This is a genomic window from Nonomuraea turkmeniaca (assembly GCF_005889735.1).
Classification (GTDB): domain Bacteria; phylum Actinomycetota; class Actinomycetes; order Streptosporangiales; family Streptosporangiaceae; genus Nonomuraea; species Nonomuraea turkmeniaca.
Window position 1 is genome coordinate 1 of the sequence record NZ_VCKY01000108.1, and the last position, 20435, is coordinate 20435.

A 20435-nucleotide genomic window follows, 5' to 3' on the forward strand; every position below is an offset into this window, starting at 1 on the left:
GGCTGCGGGCGTACCGGATGGGGTTGACGTCGTGGACAGGGGAGGTGGTGCGCTTCCCGCCCGCGGGCGGGCACGACCTGGCCGGCTGGACGGAGTTCGACGGGCCGGACACCATGGGGCCGCGCGAGGTGGCGGTCTTCATCAGGCGGTGGCTCGAGCGGCTGCCCGGCCTGCTGCCCGGGCGCCTCGCCGCCTGCACCGTCGCCGCGGAACCCGGCGCTCCGGCGTCCGCCTGGGATCCGTGCGCGGAGGTGGTCTCAGGTGCGGGACCCGATGGGCGCGGGCCCGGCACGTTCGCGGTCAACCTGCGCTCCGGCCGCTCCTTCCGCCTCCACCAGCGCCTGGTCGCCCCGGCGACCCGGCTCGCCGCCGACCCGCACGCTCTCGACGGCCTCGCCTCGCCCGCCCGCGAACGCCTCACCGCCCAACTGGCCCAGGCCGGCGTCCTCAGAGACGGCGGGTGAACGCGGAACTCCGCCTCCCCTGGTCCGCCAGGCGGTAAATCGGTTGCCGCGGCAGGCGGCGGGCTGCTGTACTCGGCCGAAGCGACAACCCAGCGCTCAAGGAGGCCCCAGATGCGGGAAGCGTTCATGTCCCCCCAGCACCCTGACTCCTTCTCCGCAAAGGGCATGACGCTTCTTGAGACGACCGTCCGACCAGGGGATTCCCCCGCGTAGCAGCTCCGTCCTGCGCCTGCTCCGGCCGGGACCCCGCCCCGCCGCCGCGCTCGCCGCGGCCATCGCCGCCGCCACGGCGCTCCCGCTGGCGGCGCCCCAGATCACCCGCCGCTTCGTCGACGACGCGATCGGCGGCGCGAGCATCCGCCACCTGACCCTGATCGCTCTCGGCTACCTCGTGCTGGCCGTCGCCGGACAGGCCGCCAGGATGGTGACCGCCTGGCTGGCCAGCCGGCTGGCCTGGGACGGCACCAACCGCATACGCGAGCGGCTGGCCGGCCACGCGCTCGGCCTGGACATGACCTTCCACGGCAGGCACACGCCCGGCGAGCTGATCGAACGCGTGGACGGCGACGTCGTGGCCGTCGCCGACTTCGTGGTCGCGTTCCTGCTGGACGTCGTGGCCGGCGTGCTGCTCCTTTCCGGGGTGGTCGTCGTCGTGTTCGGCGTCGACTGGCGCATCGGCTGCGTGCTGCTGGCGTACTGCCTCCTGATCGGGTACGGCATGGCCCGCGCCCAGCGGGCGGCCGTCCCGTCCGCGGCCCGCTCGCGGGCGGCGAGCGCGACCCTGTTCGGCGCGCTCGAAGAGCGGCTCGCCGGCGCCGAGGACATCAGGGCCAACGGCGCGGGAGAGCACATGGTACGCCGCTTCCACCAGGTCAGCGCCGCCCTGTTCCGCGCCGAGAACAGGGACGCCCGCGTCGGGACCGTGCTCCTGGCCGGCACGTCGGTGGCCTTCGCCGCCGGAACGGCGATCATGCTGGGCCTCGCCGCCTGGGCCATGAGCTCCGGCACGCTCACGGTCGGCACCGCCGTGCTGCTCTTCCAGTACACGCTGATGGTACGGACGCCGTTCGAGCGCCTGATCGACCAGATCAGGGAGTACCAGGCGGCGCTGGCCGGCCTCGCCCGCATCGGCGGCCTGCTGGCCGAACGCCGCACGCTCGCCGAGCCCGCCCGACCGCGTCCCCTGCCCCCGGCGGGCCCGCTCGGCCTGCGGCTCGACGGCGTCAGCTTCGCCTACCCGGGCGACGACGAGCAGGTGTTGTCGGGCATCACCCTCGATCTCGCCCCCGGCGAGACGCTGGGTCTGGTCGGCCGCACCGGCAGCGGCAAGACCACCCTCGCCCGCCTCGTCCTGCGCCTCTACGACCCGGTCGAGGGCGTCGTCCGCGTCGGCGGAGTCGATCTGCGCGCCGCGGACCCGGCGTCCCTGCGCCGCCGGATCGGCGTGGTCACGCAGGACGTACAGATCTTCGCGGCCAGCGTGCGGGACAACCTGACGCTGTTCCGGCCGTCGCCGGGCGACGAGCGGCTCCGCGACATCCTCGACGGCGTCGGCCTGGGCGACTGGCTGGCCGCCCTGCCCGACGGGCTCGACACCGAGGTACGCGACGTCTCGGCGGGTGAGGCACAACTCATCGCGTTCGCACGGGCGTTCCTGGCCGACCCGGGGCTCGTCGTGCTGGACGAGGCGTCGAGCCGGCTCGACCCGGCCACTGAACGCCGCATCGAGCACAGCATCGACCGGCTGCTCGGCGGCCGGACGGGCGTGATCATCGCCCACCGGCTGTCGTCGCTGGCCCGCGTGGACAAGATCGCCGTACTCGACCAAGGCAAGATCATCGAGTACGGCCGCCGCGCGGACCTCGCCGCCGACCCCCACAGCCGGTACGGCCGGCTGCTCGACCTGGCGGGGGTGAGCCGGTGATGAAGCCGGTGATGCTGGTGGCCACCAGGCTGGCCACGTTCGACCTGCGCCGCTACCTCGTCGGCGCGCTGCTGTGGATGCCGGTCCACGTCATCCCGCTCGCCGGCGGGCTGGTGCTGCGGCAGCTGTTCGACCAGCTCAGCGGGCACCGACCGGTGGGTCTCGAGCTGTCGTTGTGGCTCTGCGCGGCGTTCGTGTGCGTCGAGGTCGTCCGTGGCGTGATGATCGTCGTCGCGTGGACGTACGGCGTCTACTGGTGGTGCGCCGCGGCGACCCTGCTGCGGGCCAACGTGCTGCGCTCGATCCTCACCGCGCGCGGCCCCGCCGCCTCCCGCCTGCCGCACTCCTCCGGCGAATCGCTCGCCCGCCTGCGCGACGACGTGGGCGACACGGTCGACTTCACCGACGAGAGCGTCACCCTGGCCGGCACCACGCTCTTCGCCACCGCCGCGTTGGTGATCATGGCGTCCATCGACCCCATGATCACGCTGGTGCTGGTCGTGCCGATGCTCGCCGTCGGCGTGCTGAGCAGGACGCTGCGGGGGCCGATCGCCCGGCTGCACCGGCGGTCCAGGGAGCTGGGCGCGGCCGTGACGGCGTACATAGGAGACCTCTTCGGCGCCGTGCTCGCGATCAAGACCGCCGGAGCCGAGGAGGCCGCTCTTGAGCGCCTCCGGGAACACAACCGGCGCCGCCGCGACGCCGCCGTCAAGGACCGTCTTGCGACCGACCTCCTCGACGCCACCACCGGCACGACCATCGAGCTCAGCATCGGCCTGGTGCTGCTGCTGGCCGCCCCCGCCATGCGTGGCGGCGAGTTCACGGTCGGCGACCTGGCGCTGTTCACCAGCTACATCGGCTGGCTGACGGCGCTGCCGCGGGCGGTCGGCGCGACCCTGTACGGCCTGCCCCAGGCGGCCGTCTCCGTGGACCGGCTCACCCGCCTCATGGCGCGCCACGAGGACGCCGGCGACCTGTCCAGGAACAACGGCGTCTGGCTCCACGCCGGCCCGCCCCACCCACCGGCGGCGACGGCGCGGCCGGACGGCGGTGGCCCGTTGGAGGTCCTCGAGGCCCGGGGCCTCACGGTCCGGCACGACGATCACGGCAGACGCGGCGTCTTCGACGTCGACCTGCGCCTCGAACGCGGCGCCTTCACGGTCGTCACCGGCGCGGTCGGCGCGGGCAAGACGACCTTGATCCGCGCCCTGCTCGGCCTCCTGCCCCTGCACTCCGGGACGATCTCCTGGAACGGCGTCCCGGTCGACGACCCGGGCACGTTCCTGGTCCCGGGACGGGCCGCATACGCGGGCCAGGTCCCGCGCCTGTTCTCCGAGACTCTGCGCGAGAACCTGCTCCTCGGCCGGGCCGCCACCGACGACGAGATCGGCCGGGCGCTGGAGCTGGCGGCGTTCGAAGCGGACCTGGCCGAGATGCCGGACGGCCTGGACACGATCGTCGGCCCGCGCGGGGTGCGCCTGTCCGGCGGCCAGGTGCAGCGGGCCACCGCCGCCCGGGCGCTGGTGCGTACTCCGGACCTGCTGGTCGTGGACGATCTGTCGTCGGCGCTGGACGTCGAGACCGAACGCCTGCTGTGGGAGCGGATCGCGAGCCGCGGGCCGGAGACGGTCCTGGTGGTGTCGCACCGGCAGGCCGCACTCGAACGCGCCGACCAGGTCGTCGTCCTCGACCGCGGCCGCGTCGCCGGGCGGGGCCCGCTCGGCGAGCTGCTGGAGAGCTGCCCCGAGATGCGCCGCCTGTGGAGCGCCGAGCGCATCACGGAAGCCGAGGAAGGAGCGGGCGATTGAGTCCCTTACCCGTCCGTCTTGCCGAGGGCCGCCAGGACCTGGTCGAGCTTGGTGTCGAGCGACTGGAGCGTGGCGTCAACCGACTCGAACCTGGCGTCAACCGACTGGAGCTTGGCGTCAACCGACTGGAGCTTGGAGTCAACCGACTGGAGCTTGGCGTCAACCGACTCGAACCTGGCGTCAACCGATTCGAACCGCTTCTCCATCAGCTCGGTCAGCCGCCGCTCGAGGTCGTTCAGATCCTCCTTCGTCGCGAGGGTGGCGCGACCGGCCATGATCTCCCCGAACACAGGCTCAGTGTATGCCAGGACCTCCTCGCGGATCATTGCCGGAAGCTGCTCCTCGGCCGCCTTGATGTCCGCCATGCCGGCGTCGACGGTGAAGGCCCATGCCTCCAGGCGCTGGACGCGGTCGGCGATGTGGGCTCGCTGCTGTGGTGGTGCGGTCACGCCGTCATGTTAGACCGCTCACGGCGTAGGGAGGGGCCGAAGTCGCACGATCTGTGGATAGGCCGGAGGCAGCTCTGGCGGCAAACGAGACCCCACCGACATTACGGACCAGTCCTCACGTGATGGGCCGCGGACGCTTCGGTCAACCGTGGCGCGGGGCGACCGGTGACTGAGTCGGGCACCATGGACATGTGACTCCAAGCACGACGAAGTCCCCACTCGCGGACCAGGTGGAGGCGGCCAAGCCCGGCGATCCGCGTCAGGCGGCCGACATCGCCTTGCTGGCCGAGCTACTCGGACAGGGAGGCGTGGCGGTGTTGAGCGGGGCAGGCATCTCGACCGAGTCGGGCATCCCCGACTACCGAGGCCCGACAGGCCAGGCCCGTCGCGCCGAGCCGATGACGTACCAGCGTTTCGTCGGCAGCGCGGAGGCCCGCCGCCGCTACTGGGCGCGCAGCCACGTCGGCTGGCAGCAGATCGGCCAGGCCCGCCCCAACGCCGGCCACCGCGCCGTGGCCGCGCTGGAGCGCCACGGCCTGCTGTCCGGCATCATCACCCAGAACGTGGACAGCCTCCACCAGGCCGCGGGAGCCCGACGCGTGATAGAGCTGCACGGCGGCCTCGACCGCGTCGTCTGCCTGTCATGTCGGGAGCGCACCGCGCGTTCGGACCTGGACCGCCGCCTACGCGAGGCCAACCCGCACTGGCACGCCACCGGCCACCAGATCAACCCCGACGGCGATGCCGTGCTGACCGACGAACAGGTCGAGGGCTTCCAAGTGGTGGACTGCACCGGCTGCGGCGGCCTCCTCAAACCAGACGTGATCTTCTTCGGCGAGAACGTACCCCGGGCCCGCGTGGACGAATGCTTCGGGATGGTGGCACGGGCCCGCGCACTGCTCGTGCTCGGATCCTCACTGGCGATCAAGTCAGGCCTGCGATTCGTCACCAAGGCCGCGGCGCTCGGCCTCCCCATCGCCATCGTCAACCAGGGCCCGACCGGCGGCGACGCCGACGCCATGCTCACCTTGGACGCCCCGCTCGGCGCCACCCTGACCGACCTGGCCAACCAACTCGGGGCACAATAAATCGCATGTCTCCTCGATCATGCCTGTGCGGCCTGCCCGCCTCCTACCAGGACTGCTGCGGCAAGCTCCACCGCGGCGAGGCAGTCGCCACCACCGCCGAGCAACTCATGCGCTCCCGATTCACCGCGTTCGGCGTGGGAGACGCGGCCTACCTGCTGCGCACCTGGCACCCGGCCTCCCGCTCCGCCCGGCTGGATCTGGACAAGCGGGTCCGCTGGACTCGCCTGGAGATCCTGGAAACCACCGGCGGCAGCGTCGTGCACACCGAGGGCACGGTCCGGTTCCGCGCCCACTACGTCGACCGCGGCCGGCCGGGGGAGATGGAGGAGCACAGCCGCTTCGTCCGCCTCGACGGCCGCTGGGTCTACGCGGGCGCCATGTAGCCGCGCGCACGCGCAGCGCCTCTCCGCGCAGCCCCTCAACACTGCAGCCCCTAAACAGTGCAGCGCATGATCTCTCACACCGTGATGACGACCTTGCCCCGGGCGTGTCCCTCTTCGAGGTGGCGGATGGCGTCGGGGACCGCGCTGAGCGGATATGTCCGGCCTATGACCGGGGTCACCTTGCCGGCTTCGATGAACTCGCGCAGGACGTCGAGGTCGTCGCCGCTGATGCGCGCCAGCATGGGCGTCATCCTCTGGCTGATGACGCGGGAGTACGCGAGCATCTTGACCAGGTCGATGACAGGGCTGATCCACAGGCCCTTGACCGGGCCTCCGACGCCCACCAGCACGCCCTTCGGCGCGAGCACGCGCCTGATCGCGGACAGCGGGTGGTTGCCGGCCATGTCGATCATCAGGTCGTAGCGCCGCCCGGCGCGGGTGAAGTCCTCCTGGGTGTAGTCGACGACGTGGTCGGCGCCGATCGAGCGGACCAGCTCCACGTTGCCGGTGCCGCACACGCCGGTCACCTCGGCGCCGTACGCCTTGGCGAGCTGGACCGTGAACGTGCCCACACCTCCCGCGGCGCCGTTGACGAGGACCTTCTGCCCGGCCTGGACGTGTCCCTTGTCGCGGAGCGCCTGCACGGCGGTGAGCGCCGCCACCGGCACGCCCGCCGCCTGTTCGAAGGTCAGGTTGGCCGGCTTCTTCCGCAACATTCGGTCCTGGCGGAAACTGGCGTACTCGGCGAACGCCGCGCTGCGCTCGACGGGCGCGATGCCCCGGCCGCCGAACACCTCGTCTCCCGGCTGGAACCGGGTGACGTTCCTGCCCACCGCTTCGACGCGGCCCGCCATGTCGCCGCCCAGTCCTTTGGACTTGGGCCGGGACGGGCCGGCCTGCGCGCGCAGGAGGTACGGCGTGCCTCTCATGAAGTGCACGTCGAGCGGGTTCACGGAAGCCGCCAGCACCTTGACCAGGACGTCGTCGTCGCCGACGGGAGGCGGGTCGACGTCCTCGAGCGCGAGGACGTCGGGAGAGCCATATCGGTAGTAGCGGATTGCCTTCATGGTGACCGCTCCTTAAGCATGGTCGCAGCGTAGGCAGCTGCGCAGAGCGGGGCATATCACGTGAATTCGTGATTGGGCCGCCAATCGGGACTAATGTCGATGTCAGCCATGGCCAGACCCCCGCGCCTCTCGGGCAACCTACCGGCCGAAGCGACCAGCTTCATCGGCCGCCGCCGCGAGCTGGCGGACGTCAGGAGCAAGCTCACCGAGGCTCGGCTGGTCTGTCTCGTCGGGCCGGGCGGCGTCGGCAAGACCCGCCTGGCGATCCGGATGGCGGCCGGTCTCGGCCGCGCCTTCCCCGGCGGCGCATGGCTGGTGGAGCTGGCCGATGTACGGGATCCCGCACGGGTCGGCGACGCCGTCACGGCGGCCCTGGACCTGCGGGACCAGGCGGCGGCCGGCCCGCCGGCCCACCTGCTGTCCTACCTGCGGGACAAGAAGCTGCTTCTGGTGGTCGACAACTGCGAGCACCTGCTGGACGCGACCGCCCGGCTCGTGACGGAGATCCTCAGGGCCGCGCCCGGCGTACGGGTGCTGGCCACCAGCCGGGAGCCGCTGTCGGCCCCGGGCGAGCACGTGGTCCCGGTCCCGCCGCTCGAACTCCCGCACGCGGACGTGCCTCTCGCGCGGGTCCGGCAGAACGAGGCGGTCATGTTGTTCGCGGAACGGGCCGCGGCCGGATCAGGCGCCTTTGAGCTGACCGCCGCGAACCAGGCGGCCGTGGTCGACCTGTGCCGCCGCCTCGACGGCCTGCCGCTGGCGATCGAGCTGGCCGCCGTCAGAACCCGCGTCCTCACCGCCGAGCAGATCCTCGATCGCCTGACCGACCGGTTCAGCCTGCTCACCGGGGGAGGCCGGGCCGCGCTGCCGCGCCACCAGACGCTGCGTACCACCATCGACTGGAGCCACGACCTGCTTGCGGCGGACGAGCAGACGCTGCTGAGGCGGTTGTGCGTGTTCGCCGGCAGGTTCACCCTCGAGGACATCGAGGCGGTCTGCGCCTCCGGCGACGTGCTGGACCTGCTGGCCTCGCTCGTCGGCAAATCCCTGGTGCTGAAGGAGGACGTCAAGGGCACGGCGTGCTACCACCTTCACGAGACGATCCGCGAATACGCCAGACTCAGGCTGCGCGAGGCCGGCGAGGAGGACTTCGTCGAACGGCGCTGCGCCGGGTACTACGAATCGACGTGCCGGCGATCCGCGGCCGAAGTCCGGCACCGGACCGGGCGATGACCGCGGCGAAGGAGGCAGGACAGCTCAGCCTGCTGTCGCAGTCGCTCTCCCTGGCCTCGATCGCCGCACACACGGCCGGCGACCGAACCGAGGCCGGCCGCCTGTCCGACGAGGCCCACACCCTCGCCACGGCCGTCGACGACCTGCCGGCGACTCTCATGGTGCTCCAGTCGCGCGCGCTCAACGGGCTGTCCGAGGGCGACCTCGACATCGTCAGATCCGTGTCGGCACAAGGCGTGCGGCTCAGCCGGGAGGCGGGCGACCTCTACAGCCTCGGCATGATGTCACTGAACCTCGGCGCCGCCACCCTGATCGCCGGCGACCTCGACGGCGCGAAGCCGCTGCTCGCGGAGGCCTTGCGCATCGCGCACCGGATCGACGACCGGGTGGCGCAGTATTGCCTGCTCGACGCCTTGGCGTACCAGGCCGCGCGCGCCGGCCGGCCGCGGCTCGCCGCGCGGCTGCTCGGGGCCGCGGAAACCGTGCGTACGGGCGCCGGCGCGAGCATCCTGCCCTATCTCGCCCCGCTCGTGACGCAGGCCGGGGAATCGGCTACCGCGGCACTCGGAGCAGCGGGGTTCGAGGCCGAGCTCGAGGCGGGAAATCGGTTGGGCATCGACGCCGCGATCAGGCTGGCTCTGGGCGAGCCGGACCCCGTCGCCGCACCCGGCGCGAGGGCGACGCCGCTCGGAAAACGGGAGGCGGAGGTCGCCCGGCTGGTCGCCGACGGCCTGAGCAACAGACAGATCGGCGCGCGCCTGTTCATTTCCGAGCACACCGTCGACAGCCACATCCGCAACATTCTGGACAAGCTCGGATTCAACTCACGCACGCAGATCGCCGCCTGGATGGCGGCGTCCGATCACTAGCGCGGCTTACGTGCGACCGCCCCCACGAACGTGTGGTACGTGATGCCGGGCTCGGCCCGGTCCTCGGCCTCCGGCCGCCACTCGGGCAGTGGCACCAGCCCCGGCTCGACCAGCTCCAGCCCGTCGAAGTACGCGAGGATCTCCTCGCGAGTACGCCACCGCCCCGTCCCCAGCGTCTCGTTGAAGATCTTCTCGACCGCGTACGCCTGCCTGGACACCTCGGGGTGGGCCTCGCCCGGGTTGTGGAAGTGCGACACGGCCAGATAGCTGCCCGGGGGCAGGCGTTCCACGAGGCGCGCGGTGACCCCGCCCGGGTCCTCGTGGTCGGCCAGGTGATGCAGGATCGCGAACATCAGCAACGCCACCGGCTTGGTGAAGTCGATGAGCCGCGTCACATCGGGATGGCCGAGGATCGCCTCCGGGTCCTTGAGGTCGGCCTCGACCACCGTGGTGGTGTCGTCCACGGCCAGCAGCGCTCGGCCGTGCACCAGCACGATCGGGTCGTGGTCCACATAGACGACGTGCGCGCCGGGAGCGACCGTATGGGCGATCTCGTGCACGTTCCCCTGTGTCGGCAGGCCCGATCCGATGTCCAGGAACTGCCGGATTCCGGCCTCGCCCGCCAGATACCGCACCACGCGGGCGAGGAACTCCCGGTTGGCCCGCGCCGCCTCCGGCGCGTCCGGCGCCACTTTGAATGCCAGGCGCGCCATTTGCCGGTCGGCCTCGAAGTTGTCCTTGCCACCAAGCATGAAGTCGTACACGCGGGCCACACTGGGCTTGTTGGTGTCGATTCCCAGCGGCGCGCGCTCCTGCTCGCGGTCGGACACGGTCGGCTCCTTGGCGTTAATTGGGCTTTGCATGATCGTACGATGTCGGATCCCGAAATATCCCTACTTTCAGGGAATGCGTCACACGGGTCCCATCGGATCAGGCCGATTCTCTGACCACTAATTCCGTCGGCAGTATCACCGGATCGACGTGCTTCGCCCCGTCGAGCAGAGCGAACAGCAGCCGGATGGTCTCCTGTGCCATCTCGGCCAGCGGCTGCCTGATCGTGGTCAGCGGCGGATGCGTCGAGAGCGCCACCGACGAGTCGTCGAACCCGCCCACCGCCACGTCGTCGGGCACACGACGACCGGCCGCACGCAGCGCGGCCAGCGCCCCGGCGGCCATCAGGTCTGAGGCCACGAACACCGCGTCGACGTCCGGCGAACGTTCGAGGAGCTCCGTCATCGCCCGCTCGCCGCTGTCCTGCGTCCAGTCGCCGTGCGCGATCAGCTTCGTGGTCGCCTTGCGGCCGAGCACCTCGGCGAAGCCCTCGAGCCGCTGGATGCCTCCAGGAGTGTCCATCGGCCCGGTGATCATGGCGATGCGCTTGCGGCCCTGGCCGACGAAGTACTCCGTCATCTGCCGGGCGCCGAGCCGCTCGTCGGCGGCCGCGTACGGGATGACGTTCTCGTGGCCGATGACGGCGCCGCAGGAGACGGCGGGCGGGGCTCCGGAGCTGAGCGCCTCAACCAGCGGGTCGCTGGCGTGAGTCGAGACCAGCAGGACGCCGTCGGCGTGGCCGCCCCGGACGTAGCGGACCACCCGCTCGCGGTCGCCCTCGTCGCCGGCCATCATCATGACCAGCGACAGGTCCCGCTCGGCCAGCATCCTGATCGCGACCCGGATGAGCGTGCTGTAGTTGGGGTCCTCGAACAGCTTCTCGTGCGGCTCGGACAGCACCATCGCCACCGACCCGGTCCGCTGCGTGACCAGGCTGCGGGCGGCCCGGTTGACGACGTAGCCGGTCTCCGAGATGGCCCGCTCGACCGCCACGCGTGCCGCCGGGCTGACGTACTTGTCGCCGTTGAGAAGACGGGACACCGTGCCGCGGGACACGCCCGCGGCGGCGGCGACGTCGTGGATCGTAGGGCGCTTCATGAGATGTCTGGGGCTGAAACCCCGGGCGTCAGCCCGAGGAGGACGCCCTTCCCTCCTTCTGCGTGGTGTAGGCGTAGCCGTCCGCTCGCTGGAGGAGGCGGAAGTGACGATGGTGGACGCCTTGAACAGTTCCGTGGATGGTCGTGACGTTGAAGTAGCCATTGGTGCGGGCGGCGACGCGCCCGATATGGGTCCCTTGTTTCTTGCCAGTGGGCACGACGGCTCGGGCGAAATCTCCGGTCTGGAAGCCGAAATACAGTTTCCGGCGGGGCATTCGGAGGCGGGGGAAACCATACTTGTCGAGTCGAGTGCGAGCGTGCGTTCCGCGGCCGGCGCATCCGGCGACCAGCACTGCGGACACGGTCTCGCTGATCGAATCGAGCTTGCCCACGGCCAGGGCGTCCAGCGTGTGGGTCTTCGGCAGGTGATTTCGGGTGCGGTTCCACTTCGTTCGTCCACCCGAGGCCACATGCGTGGGCAGGCGGCTGTCGAGTGCTCGCCACAGCGCCCAGCGGGTGGACTGCGCGGCTGCCGCGTCCCGAAGCGGTGCCTTGGCCTGTGCGATGATCTTCGCCAGCAGTTCCGGCTTGCGGGTGAGGAAATCTTCGATTGGGCGGTTGCCCTTGGCCTGGTTGCAGGACACGCAGGCCAGGGTGAGGTTGGAGACGCGGTCGGATCCTCCCCTGCTGCGGGGGTGGATGTGGTCGATGTTCAACGGCATTCCGCTGCTACCGCAGTAAGCGCAGGCCCGTCCCCACTTGGCCAGCAGGTACTCGCGGACCTCGGTTCCGTGGAGGGTGCCGAGCTGATACTCGACGCCTTCCAGGGGCTTCCCAGCGGCGATGGCGTGGGTGTCGAACGCAGCCCGTTCTATATGGACCGCCCGTACCGGTGCCCAACGAACCAGCCGGTCGATCCACGAGACGGTAGTGATCACCCGATGTCGCAGCGATGGCGGGAGCCAGCCTGGCGGCCGGGTGCGGTTGGAGAACCGAGGGGCGCGGTAGCGGAGATTTTGGGTACGGCGGCGTCGCCGGTAGGCGGCCCGCTGCTGCAGCATTTTCCGGATCGTGGCGCCGCGGTGGTCGAGCTGGATCGCGAACCTGGCGCGGCGCTCGCCGGCCTGCGCTGTGAACACCGAGACGCCGGTGTGCTGGGAGCCGGGGTCAACGCCCATCTCTACTCCGTCGACCTCTGAGGAGTCAATGGAACGGTCCTTGAGACGGATGACGAACGGCGTATGCCGGTGGACAACAGCACGTCCCTTCTTGAGCAACTGACGTGCCCTGGCAGGGGTGCAGGGCTGCAGCGGACGTCCATGCTTATCGAGCACGAACACATACGGGTGGGACTCACGTCCCGCCTCCCGAACCGGGTGGTCCGGGGTGGCGCCCCCGGCAGCAGGTGAACTGCCAGAGGTCTCACCTCGCACATGTCCCGCGCCCGGTGCCTTACGGCCTTCGAGCCCCGTTTCGTCCCTGATCCCGGGGTTGTCTGCTGACTCGAATTCGAGAGCGCGCTGCTGGTGAGGCACAGCGCGGTCGGTCTGCTGTCGTACGCGGAACGTAGCCAACGTCGGTCACCCCCTCAATGGTTGTTGGCTGGTGCTGGTAACACTTGTGCTTTCGCCCCCTTGGGGACGTAAGCCCCGCTTTCGGGCGGGGATCCGGTTACTTGACGGCTCCGGAGGACAGGTCGGTCCTCCAGTATCGCTGCATCGTGAGGAAGAGCGCGATCAAGGGGACCAGCGACAGGAAGGCCCCGGTCAGGATCAGGTTGTACAGCGACGGCTGGTTCGCCCCCGACTGCAGCAACGTGAACAACCCGACCGTGAGCGGGAACTTGCCGTCGTCGCCCAGCATGATGAACGGCAGCAGGAAGTTGTTCCAGATCGCCACGAACTGGAACAGGAAGATCGTCACCATGCCGGGCACCATCAGCGGCATCGCCACTCGCGACATCAGCCGCCACTCACCGGCCCCGTCGATGCGCCCCGCCTCCAGCAGCGAGTCGGGGATGGCCGCCGCGGCGTAGATGCGGGCCAGGTAGATGCTGTACGGGTGCAGGATCTGCGGCAGCAGGACGGCCCAGTAGCTGTCGGCCAGACCGATCTTGGAGAACAGCAGGTACTGCGGGATCGCCAGCACCACAGCCGGCACCAGGATGCCGCCGATGAGCAGGTTGAAGATCAGGTTCCTGCCGGGGAAGCGGTACTTGGCGAGCGCGTACCCCGACACCGCCGAGACCGCGGTGGACAGCAGCGCACCGCCGCCCGCGTAGATCAGCGTGTTGCCCGCCCACAACCAGAACACCCCGTCGCGGTAGGCGAACAGGTCCGCCACGTTGTCGAAGAAGCCGGTCCCGAAGGCCAGCGTCGAGGTGCTGAACAGCTCGGCCGGTGACTTGGTGGCCGCGATCAGCACCCAGAGCACCGGGAACAGGCAGTAGATCGCGCCGATCAGCAGCAGGGCCGTCGGCGCCAGGCCGGCGAGCGCCCCACCGCCGCGCGGCCTGCGATGCGAGACAGTGGTCATCAGCCCTCCCCGAAGGCGCGGTTGCGGACCACGCGCAGGAACCCGAACGACAGGACGAGCGAGATCGCCGCGATGACGATCGACGTGGCGGCGGCCGAGTACAGGTCGCCGGTGACGAACGCGTCGCGGTAGACCTTCATGAGCGGGCTCCACGTGGAGCTGATCGTGTTGGTCAGCGGCCGCAGGGTCGTCGGCTCGGTGAACACCTGGATCGTGGCGATGATCGAGAACACTGTGGTCAGGATGATCGCCGGGGTCAGGATCGGGATCTTGACCCGGAGCGCGATCTGGAACTCGGAGGCGCCGTCGAGCCGCGCGGCCTCGTACAGGTCGCGCGGGATGGCCCTGAGCGTGGTGTAGAGCACGAGCATGTTGAAGCCGACCCCGCCCCACACCGCCACGTTCGCCATGGAGTACGTGACGGTGGTGGCGCCCAGGAAGTCGATGTCCAGGATCTCCCTGATCGGGCTGAGCGAGGGCAGGTAGAGGAACCCCCAGAGCAGGGTGGCCGCCACCCCCGGCACGGCGTACGGCAGGAAGATCGCGATTCGGGAGATCTGCGCCAGCCGCACCCGCGCCGAGTCGAGCAACAACGCGAACAGCAGTGCCAGTCCGAGCATCACGACCAGCACGAGCGTGCCGTAGCCGAGCACCCGCAGCCACCCGTTCCACAACTCGGCGTCGGCCAGGGCGGCGGCGAAGTTGTCGAACCCGACGAACACCTCGCGCCGCGAGCCTTTCCCGAGGCCGAGCCCCGACACCTTCGTCCTGAGCATCGCCAGGTAGACGGTGTAGCCGATGGGCACGGCCAGGAAGAGTGTGAACAGGACGATGGCGGGCGTCAGGAACAGATAGGGCGCTGAACGCTTCATGAGGCGATCTGGAAGCCGGACTTACGCATGTCGGCGACCGTGGTGTCCTGCATGGTCTGAATGGCGTCGGTGAACGGCGACTTGTTCTGCAGCGCCTTGTCGAAGGCGTCCTTGAAGGCGTTGTAGGTCACGCCGACGTTCGGTCCGAAGGTGAACCCGCGCGCCCCGGCGCCCACGCCGGCGGCCTGCTGCCAGAAGTCGGGCTGGTTGGAGAAGTACTCCGGCGCCTCGCCCAGCGCCGACTGGGCCTTGGTCGCGGCAGGATAGATCGCCGCCTCCTTGACCAGCAGGTCCAGAGCGGCCGGGTCGGTGTTGAGCCAGGTGGCGAACTGCGCGGCGGCCGCCTTGTTCGGGGTCTTGGCGGACACGGCGACGGACGAGCCGCCCCAGAAGCCGCTGAAGTTCTCGCCGGCGTTCCACTGCGGCAGCGGCGCGATGGCCCACTTGCCCTTGGCCTTGGGCGCGTTGGTCGACAGCACGCCCGGCGCCCACACCGCCGACGGCCAGCTCAGCAGCTTGCCGTCGTTGAGCGCCTTGTTCCACTCGGGGGTGAAGAACGGCATGTCGTCAATGGCGCCCTCCTTGACCAGGCCGTCCCAGTAGCCGGCGACCTTCTTGGTGGGCTCGTCGGCGATGTTGACCTTCCACTGCTCGCCGCTGATCGACCACCACTGCGCGCCGGCCTGCTGGGCGAGGCCGGTGAACGCTCCCGGGTCCTTGCTGGAGAACGTGCCGAGGTAGGCCTTGGAGTCCTTCTTGCGCACGGTGCGGGCCGCGTCGGCGTACTCCTGCCACGTCTTCGGCACCGCGATGCCGTACTTGTCGAACAGGTCCTTGCGGTAGAAGAGCATCATGGGGCCGCTGTCCTGCGGGATGCCGTACACGCCTTCGGTGCCGAGCGTGACGAGGTTCCACAGGCCGTCGGAGAACTCGGCCTTGATCGAGGCGGTCTCGGCCTTGAGGTCGGCCACCGCGTCGGCGGCGATGAACGAGGGAAGGTGCTGGTACTCGGCCTGCACCAGGTCTGGCGGGTTGCCGGCCTTGCTCGCGGTGAGGTACTTGGCGGCCGCGTCGTCGCCGCCGGCCTGCTTGCTGACCGTCACCTGGATGTCGGGGTGGGCCTTGTTCCAGACGTCGACGATCTTGTCCATGTTGGGGGCCCAGGTCCAGTAGACGAGCTTGACGGGTCCCTGGGCGGCGGCCGTGGGGCTCTGCGCCGCCTCGGTGCTTTGAGGAGTGGGCTCGCCCGACCCGCAGCTCGCGAGGGTGGCCGTGAGGGCGACGGCCAGGGCTGCTCCAAAGCGGTTGGCGCGCATTGCGTACCTCCGTAGGGGGGTTCTGTGAACGCTCACAGAGTGGAACAGCCCAGAAATGACCGTCAAGGGGTCGTTACGGTCTCGTTAACCTTGGGAGTGAGCAGGAAAATTCTGGGTCACTGTTCCCTCAAGGGCGGGCCCGGCGTTACTGTGCACGTTCACAGAGCTTCTCGAGGGGGATGGATGTATCCGGAGCGTCCTGCTGGTATCGCGTATGGCGGGGACTACAACCCAGAGCAGTGGCCGCGCGAGGTCCTCGAGGAGGACGTGGCCCTGATGCGCGAGGCCGGGGTGAACCTGGTCAGCCTGGGCTTGTTCTCGTGGGCGCTGATGGAGCCGGCCGAGGGGCGCTACGAGTTCGGCTGGCTGGACGAGATCATCGATCGGCTGCACGCCGCCGGCGTCGCGGTCGACCTGGCCACGCCGACGGCCGCCCCGCCTGCCTGGTTGATCGCCCAGCACCCCGACGTGCTGCCGGTGACCAGGGAGGGCACGCGGATCGGGTTCGGCGGGCGGCAGAGCGCCTGCTCCAGCGCCCCGGCCTTCCGCGAGGCGACGGCACGCCTGGTGCGCGCGCTCGGCGAGCACTACCGCGACCATCCCGCCGTGGTCATGTGGCATGTGCACAACGAGTACGGCGCCCCCCTCGGCGAGTGCTACTGCGAGCACAGCGTGGCGGCCTGGCGCGAGTGGCTCCGGGCGAAATATCGCGACATTTCAGCTTTGAACGACGCCTGGGGCAACACCTTCTGGGGGCAGACCTACACCGACTGGTCCCAGATCGACGCCCCCCGCTTCAACCACACGGCCGTCAACCCGGCCCAGCGCCTCGACTACGCCCGCTTCAGCGACGGCCAGCACCGCGAGCACTACGCGCTCCAGCGCGACATCCTCCGCGAGCTCACCCCGGGCATCCCGGTGACCACGAACTTCGCCGGCACCGTCAACTGCAAGTCCGCCGACCTGTGGCAGTGGGCCCGCGAGCTCGACGTGATCGCCAACGACCACTACCTCAAGGCGGAGCAGGCCGACAACCACATCGACCTGGCCATGTCCGCCGACCTGGCGCGCTCGGTGGCGGGCGGCGCGCCCTGGATGCTGATGGAACACTCGGCCGGCGCGGTCAACTGGCAGCCCCGCAACATCGCCAAGCGGCCGGGCGAGATGCGCCGCAACAGCCTGGCGCACGTGGCCCGTGGCTCCGACAGTGTGCTGTTCTTCCAGTTCAGGGCCTCGCGGTTCGGGGCGGAGAAATTCCACTCCGGGCTGGTGCCGCATGCCGGGACCGACTCCGAGCAGTGGCGTGAGGTGGTGCGGCTCGGCGCCGACCTGGCCAAGCTCGCCGATCTGCGGGGGAGCCGGGTGCGGGCCGACGTGGCGATCGTCTGGGACTGGGAGTCGTACTGGGCGCTGGAGTTGGACTGGCGGCCGTCGGTGGACCTGACGTTCAGGGAGCCGGTGAACGCCTTCTACGAGGCGTTGTGGCGCGAGCATGTCACGGTGGACTTCGTCCACCCTTCCGCCGATATTTCGGGATATCGGGTGGTGGTCGCGCCCAGCTCATACCTGCTCACCGAGGCCTCCGCCAAGAACCTCCACCGGTACGTCGAGGCCGGCGGCAACCTCCTCGTGTCGTACTTCTCCGGCATCGTCGACGAGCACGACACCATCCATCCGGGCGCCCACCCCGGCGCGCTCCGCGAGCTGCTCGGCCTGTCGATCGAGGAGTTCCACCCGCTGCGCGAGCTCGAGACGGTATCGATCACCGGGTCGCCGGCCGGTGGCGACACCGCCCGCATCTGGTCCGAGCGGGTCCGTCCGGCCGGAGCCGTGCCCGTACGGGACTTCGCCTCCGGCCCTGACGCGGGCCACCCCGCCTTCACCCGTCACGACCTGGGCGCCGGCACCGCATGGTACCTGGCCACCGCCCCCGTCACCGGCCTGCGCGACCTGCTCGCCCAGGTGCTCGACCACGCCGGCGTGACCCGCCCGCACGGCCTGCCCGACACCCTGGAGCTGGTGCGCAGGGGCCACCACGTCTTCCTGATCAACCACGGCGACGAGCCGGTGACGGTCGAGGGGGTGACCGGCACGAGCGTGTTCGACGGCGTACGCCACGACGGGCCGGTCACCGTCGCACCCGGCGCGGTCACCGTCGTCGTGGAATCCCCCCAACCCCAGGGAGAGTCCCGATGAAACGCATCCTGACCGCGCTCCTGTTAGCCGCCGCCCTGGTCGTCGCCGCGCAACCGGCGCATGCCGGCGCCCGGCTGCAGATCAGGGGCGCCGACGTCTCCAGCCTCGCCAAGTCCGAGGCCTACGGCGGCGTCTACCGCGACGCCCACGGCCGCCGCTCCGACTCGCTGCGCATCCTGTCCCAGGCCGGGCTCAACTACATCCGGCTCAAGGTCTGGGTGAACCCCGCCGACGGCTACAACACCAAGACCCAGGTGCTCGCCATCGCCAAGCGCGCGAAGGCGCAGGGCATGAAGCTGCTGGTGGACTTCCACTACTCCGACACCTGGGCCGACCCGGGCAAGCAGTTCAAGCCGGCCGCATGGGAGGCGCTCCCGTTCGACCAGCTCAAGCAGGCCCTCTACGACCACACGTACGACGTGCTCGACGCGCTGCGCCGCCAGGGCACCACGGCCGACATGGTCCAGGTCGGCAACGAGATCAACGGCGGCCTGCTGTGGCCGGACGGCTCCAACTCGAACTGGGCCAACACCGCCGCCCTGCTGAACGCCGGCTACGACGCGGTCAAGGCCGTCTCCCGCTCGACGAAGGTCGTGCTGCACGTGGCCAACGGCGGTGACAACGGCCTGTACCGGTGGTGGTTCGACAACGCCAACGCGAATGGCATCCGGCACGACGTGATCGGGCTGTCGTACTACGCGTACTGGCACGGCACGCTGGAGGCGTTCCAGGCCAACATCAACGACGTCGCCACCCGGTACGGCAAGCCGGTCGTCGTGGTCGAGACCGCCTACCCGTTCACCACGGCCGACGACGACGGCTGGGAGAACATCATCCTGTCGCCGGAGCCGTACCCCGGCTACCAGGCCACCCCGCAGGGCCAGGCCGCGATGCTGGCGAAGATCGCCGACATCGTCCGCCAGGTGCCGGGCGGCCTGGGCCTCGGCCTGTTCACCTGGGAGGCCACCTGGACCGGCGTCAAGGGCAACGGCTGGGACCCGGCCGACCCGTCGTCCGGCAACGGCTGGGAGAACCAGGCCCTGTTCGACTACGCCGACCGGGCGCTGCCGGCCATGCGGGTCCTCGGCCACAGCTGACCCCCGGTCCTTGTCCCGTCCCGCCGCTCACGGCGGGACGGGAAGCATTAACGCAATGATGGCGTCATGCTGTTCCCGACTCCCGCGCTCACCGACGCCGACCGGAGAGTTCTCGAAGAGATCGAGGTGGCTCGCGAGAACCTCCGCCACCAAGTGCAGTCCACGCCGAGCAAGCGCACCGAAGGGCTGCGCAAGTTTCTCACCGCCGACGCCGTCGCAGCCTCCAACTCGATCGAGGGCTTCAAGGTGTCCACGATCGATGTGGAAGATCTACTCGAGGGCGAGCGAGACGTGGACGTCTCCGATGAAACCGCGAGGAAACCCTCGCCTACCAGCGGATGATGACATACATCCAGACTCTCCATGATGTGGAGGACTTCTGCTACAGCATGGGATTCCTCAACGCTCTGCATTGGATGCTCCAGGGGCACCGGCACACGCCGCGCAAGCCTGCGGGACAGTGGCGCCGAGGGCCGGTCTACGTCACCGACGCGCGGGACCCCAGCATCGCGGCCTTCACAGCTCCAGACGCGGAGACCGTCCCCGCGCTGATGCGGGAATTGTGCGACTGGCTCAGTGCCGGTGACGGCTCGCACTCGCTGATCAGGGCTGCCATGGCCCACCTCCACCTGGTCTCCATTCACCCATGGGCGGACGGCAACGGGCGTATGTCGCGTTCCCTCCAAACTCTGGTGATCGCCAGGGACGGCGTGCTCTCACCCGAGTTCTCCTCCATCGAGGCGTGGCTCGGGCGGCCGGGCAACACCTGGGAGTACTACGCCGTGCTCGCCCGGCGCGGTTCCACTTACCGGCCCGACCAAGACGTCTCCGACTGGATCCGCTTCAACCTCACCGCCTGTCATCAGCAGGCGCAGACGGTGAAGAACCGTCTTGACCGCTCCACCCGTGTATGGATGCTGCTCGGTGAAGTCGCGGAGCGGCGGGGCATGGACGAGCGCATCGTCACCGCTCTGCATGATGTGGCCATGTCCGGCCGCGTCCGCCGCAGTCGCTACGAACGAGCCGAGGGGCTCAGCCTCCAGCAAGCTCAGCGAGATTTGCGCGACCTTGTCACAGCCGAAGTCCTCACCCCGATCGGTCGTACCCGTGCCCGGTTTTACACGGCTGGACCCAACTTCCCCCATGCCGCCCTGGACGCCGCCCGCACCCCCCTGTCGCTGACCGACCCCTACAACCGCTGATTGA

19 protein-coding genes are annotated in these 20435 nt (G+C 69.8%); 11 read left to right on the forward strand and 8 right to left on the reverse strand.

Translation table 11 applies throughout. From position 1 onward, the window contains the following. The 3 genes from ETD86_RS55490 to ETD86_RS28480 all read left to right on the forward strand — a co-directional run. The coding region (locus ETD86_RS55490; RefSeq protein WP_211370376.1) for a hypothetical protein at positions 1-464 on the forward strand (464 nt) is incomplete at its 5' end. Between the two features lie 175 nt (positions 465-639). Continuing rightward, positions 640-2388, forward strand: a complete 1749-nt coding sequence (locus ETD86_RS28475; RefSeq protein ID WP_211370377.1) for an ABC transporter ATP-binding protein — start codon at positions 640-642, stop codon at positions 2386-2388. Further along, positions 2388-4196 (forward strand): ABC transporter ATP-binding protein, encoded by a 1809-nt coding sequence (locus ETD86_RS28480; RefSeq protein ID WP_246148350.1) that lies wholly within the window; start codon positions 2388-2390, stop codon positions 4194-4196. The genes ETD86_RS28475 and ETD86_RS28480 overlap by 1 nt, the downstream gene beginning before the upstream one ends. Before the next feature lie 5 nt (positions 4197-4201). Here ETD86_RS28480 and ETD86_RS28485 read toward each other — a convergent pair whose 3' ends face one another. Beyond that, positions 4202-4645: a hypothetical protein gene (locus ETD86_RS28485; RefSeq protein WP_138669240.1), complete on the reverse strand. Its 444-nt coding sequence runs from the start codon at positions 4643-4645 to the stop codon at positions 4202-4204. A 191-nt stretch (positions 4646-4836) separates the two neighbouring features. Between ETD86_RS28485 and ETD86_RS28490 the strand changes: the two genes are divergently transcribed. Then, complete coding sequence (locus ETD86_RS28490) at positions 4837-5733, forward strand: NAD-dependent protein deacetylase (RefSeq protein WP_246148347.1); 897 nt, start codon at positions 4837-4839, stop codon at positions 5731-5733. Positions 5734-5738: 5 nt separating this feature from the next. Then, positions 5739-6116 carry a YchJ family protein gene (locus ETD86_RS28495; protein WP_138669241.1) on the forward strand — a complete coding sequence of 126 codons (378 nt, stop codon included), beginning with the start codon at positions 5739-5741 and terminating at the stop codon, positions 6114-6116. 74 nt (positions 6117-6190) lie between these two features. Here ETD86_RS28495 and ETD86_RS28500 read toward each other — a convergent pair whose 3' ends face one another. Further along, on the reverse strand, positions 6191-7183 hold the full coding sequence (locus tag ETD86_RS28500) for an NAD(P)-dependent alcohol dehydrogenase (protein ID WP_138669242.1): 993 nt from the start codon (positions 7181-7183) through the stop codon (positions 6191-6193). Between the two features lie 108 nt (positions 7184-7291). Between ETD86_RS28500 and ETD86_RS57280 the strand changes: the two genes are divergently transcribed. Beyond that, positions 7292-8416: an ATP-binding protein gene (locus ETD86_RS57280; RefSeq protein WP_211370379.1), complete on the forward strand. Its 1125-nt coding sequence runs from the start codon at positions 7292-7294 to the stop codon at positions 8414-8416. Next, the gene (locus ETD86_RS59260; protein WP_281286971.1) at positions 8413-9285 is read left to right on the forward strand and encodes a helix-turn-helix transcriptional regulator; all 873 of its coding nucleotides are present in this window, start codon (positions 8413-8415) and stop codon (positions 9283-9285) included. Before ETD86_RS57280 ends, ETD86_RS59260 begins: the two co-directional genes overlap by 4 nt. Here ETD86_RS59260 and ETD86_RS28510 read toward each other — a convergent pair. The 6 genes from ETD86_RS28510 to ETD86_RS28535 all read right to left on the reverse strand — a co-directional run bounded on the left by ETD86_RS28510 (position 9282) and on the right by ETD86_RS28535 (position 15936). After that, a complete protein-coding gene (locus ETD86_RS28510) occupies positions 9282-10148 on the reverse strand; it encodes an SAM-dependent methyltransferase (RefSeq protein WP_138669243.1) in 867 nt (288 codons plus the stop codon). The two genes, ETD86_RS59260 and ETD86_RS28510, sit on opposite strands and share 4 nt — an antisense overlap. 67 nt (positions 10149-10215) lie before the next feature. Beyond that, positions 10216-11214 carry a LacI family DNA-binding transcriptional regulator gene (locus tag ETD86_RS28515; protein ID WP_138669244.1) on the reverse strand — a complete coding sequence of 333 codons (999 nt, stop codon included), beginning with the start codon at positions 11212-11214 and terminating at the stop codon, positions 10216-10218. A gap of 28 nt (positions 11215-11242) precedes the next feature. Further along, positions 11243-12553, reverse strand: a complete 1311-nt coding sequence (gene iscB / locus ETD86_RS28520; protein ID WP_138669245.1) for an RNA-guided endonuclease IscB — start codon at positions 12551-12553, stop codon at positions 11243-11245. Positions 12554-12884: 331 nt separating this feature from the next. After that, positions 12885-13748: a carbohydrate ABC transporter permease gene (locus ETD86_RS28525; protein WP_138669246.1), complete on the reverse strand. Its 864-nt coding sequence runs from the start codon at positions 13746-13748 to the stop codon at positions 12885-12887. Further along, positions 13748-14620, reverse strand: a complete 873-nt coding sequence (locus ETD86_RS28530; protein WP_138669247.1) for a carbohydrate ABC transporter permease — start codon at positions 14618-14620, stop codon at positions 13748-13750. Before ETD86_RS28530 ends, ETD86_RS28525 begins: the two co-directional genes overlap by 1 nt. Next, positions 14617-15936, reverse strand: coding sequence for an ABC transporter substrate-binding protein (locus tag ETD86_RS28535; protein ID WP_138669248.1), 1320 nt, complete (start codon positions 15934-15936; stop codon positions 14617-14619). Before ETD86_RS28535 ends, ETD86_RS28530 begins: the two co-directional genes overlap by 4 nt. A 183-nt stretch (positions 15937-16119) precedes the next feature. Here ETD86_RS28535 and ETD86_RS28540 point away from each other — a divergent pair, with 183 nt between their 5' ends. The 4 genes from ETD86_RS28540 (at position 16120) to ETD86_RS28550 (ending at position 20431) form a co-directional block, all read left to right on the forward strand. Further along, positions 16120-18132, forward strand: a complete 2013-nt coding sequence (locus ETD86_RS28540; RefSeq protein ID WP_138669249.1) for a beta-galactosidase — start codon at positions 16120-16122, stop codon at positions 18130-18132. Then, positions 18129-19229: a glycoside hydrolase family 53 protein gene (locus ETD86_RS28545; protein ID WP_138669250.1), complete on the forward strand. Its 1101-nt coding sequence runs from the start codon at positions 18129-18131 to the stop codon at positions 19227-19229. The genes ETD86_RS28540 and ETD86_RS28545 overlap by 4 nt, the downstream gene beginning before the upstream one ends. A gap of 66 nt (positions 19230-19295) precedes the next feature. Continuing rightward, on the forward strand, positions 19296-19571 hold the full coding sequence (locus tag ETD86_RS57290) for a Fic family protein (RefSeq protein WP_211370380.1): 276 nt from the start codon (positions 19296-19298) through the stop codon (positions 19569-19571). Further along, positions 19568-20431, forward strand: a complete 864-nt coding sequence (locus tag ETD86_RS28550; RefSeq protein ID WP_211370381.1) for a Fic family protein — start codon at positions 19568-19570, stop codon at positions 20429-20431. Before ETD86_RS57290 ends, ETD86_RS28550 begins: the two co-directional genes overlap by 4 nt. The last annotated feature ends 4 nt before the right edge of the window (positions 20432-20435 follow it).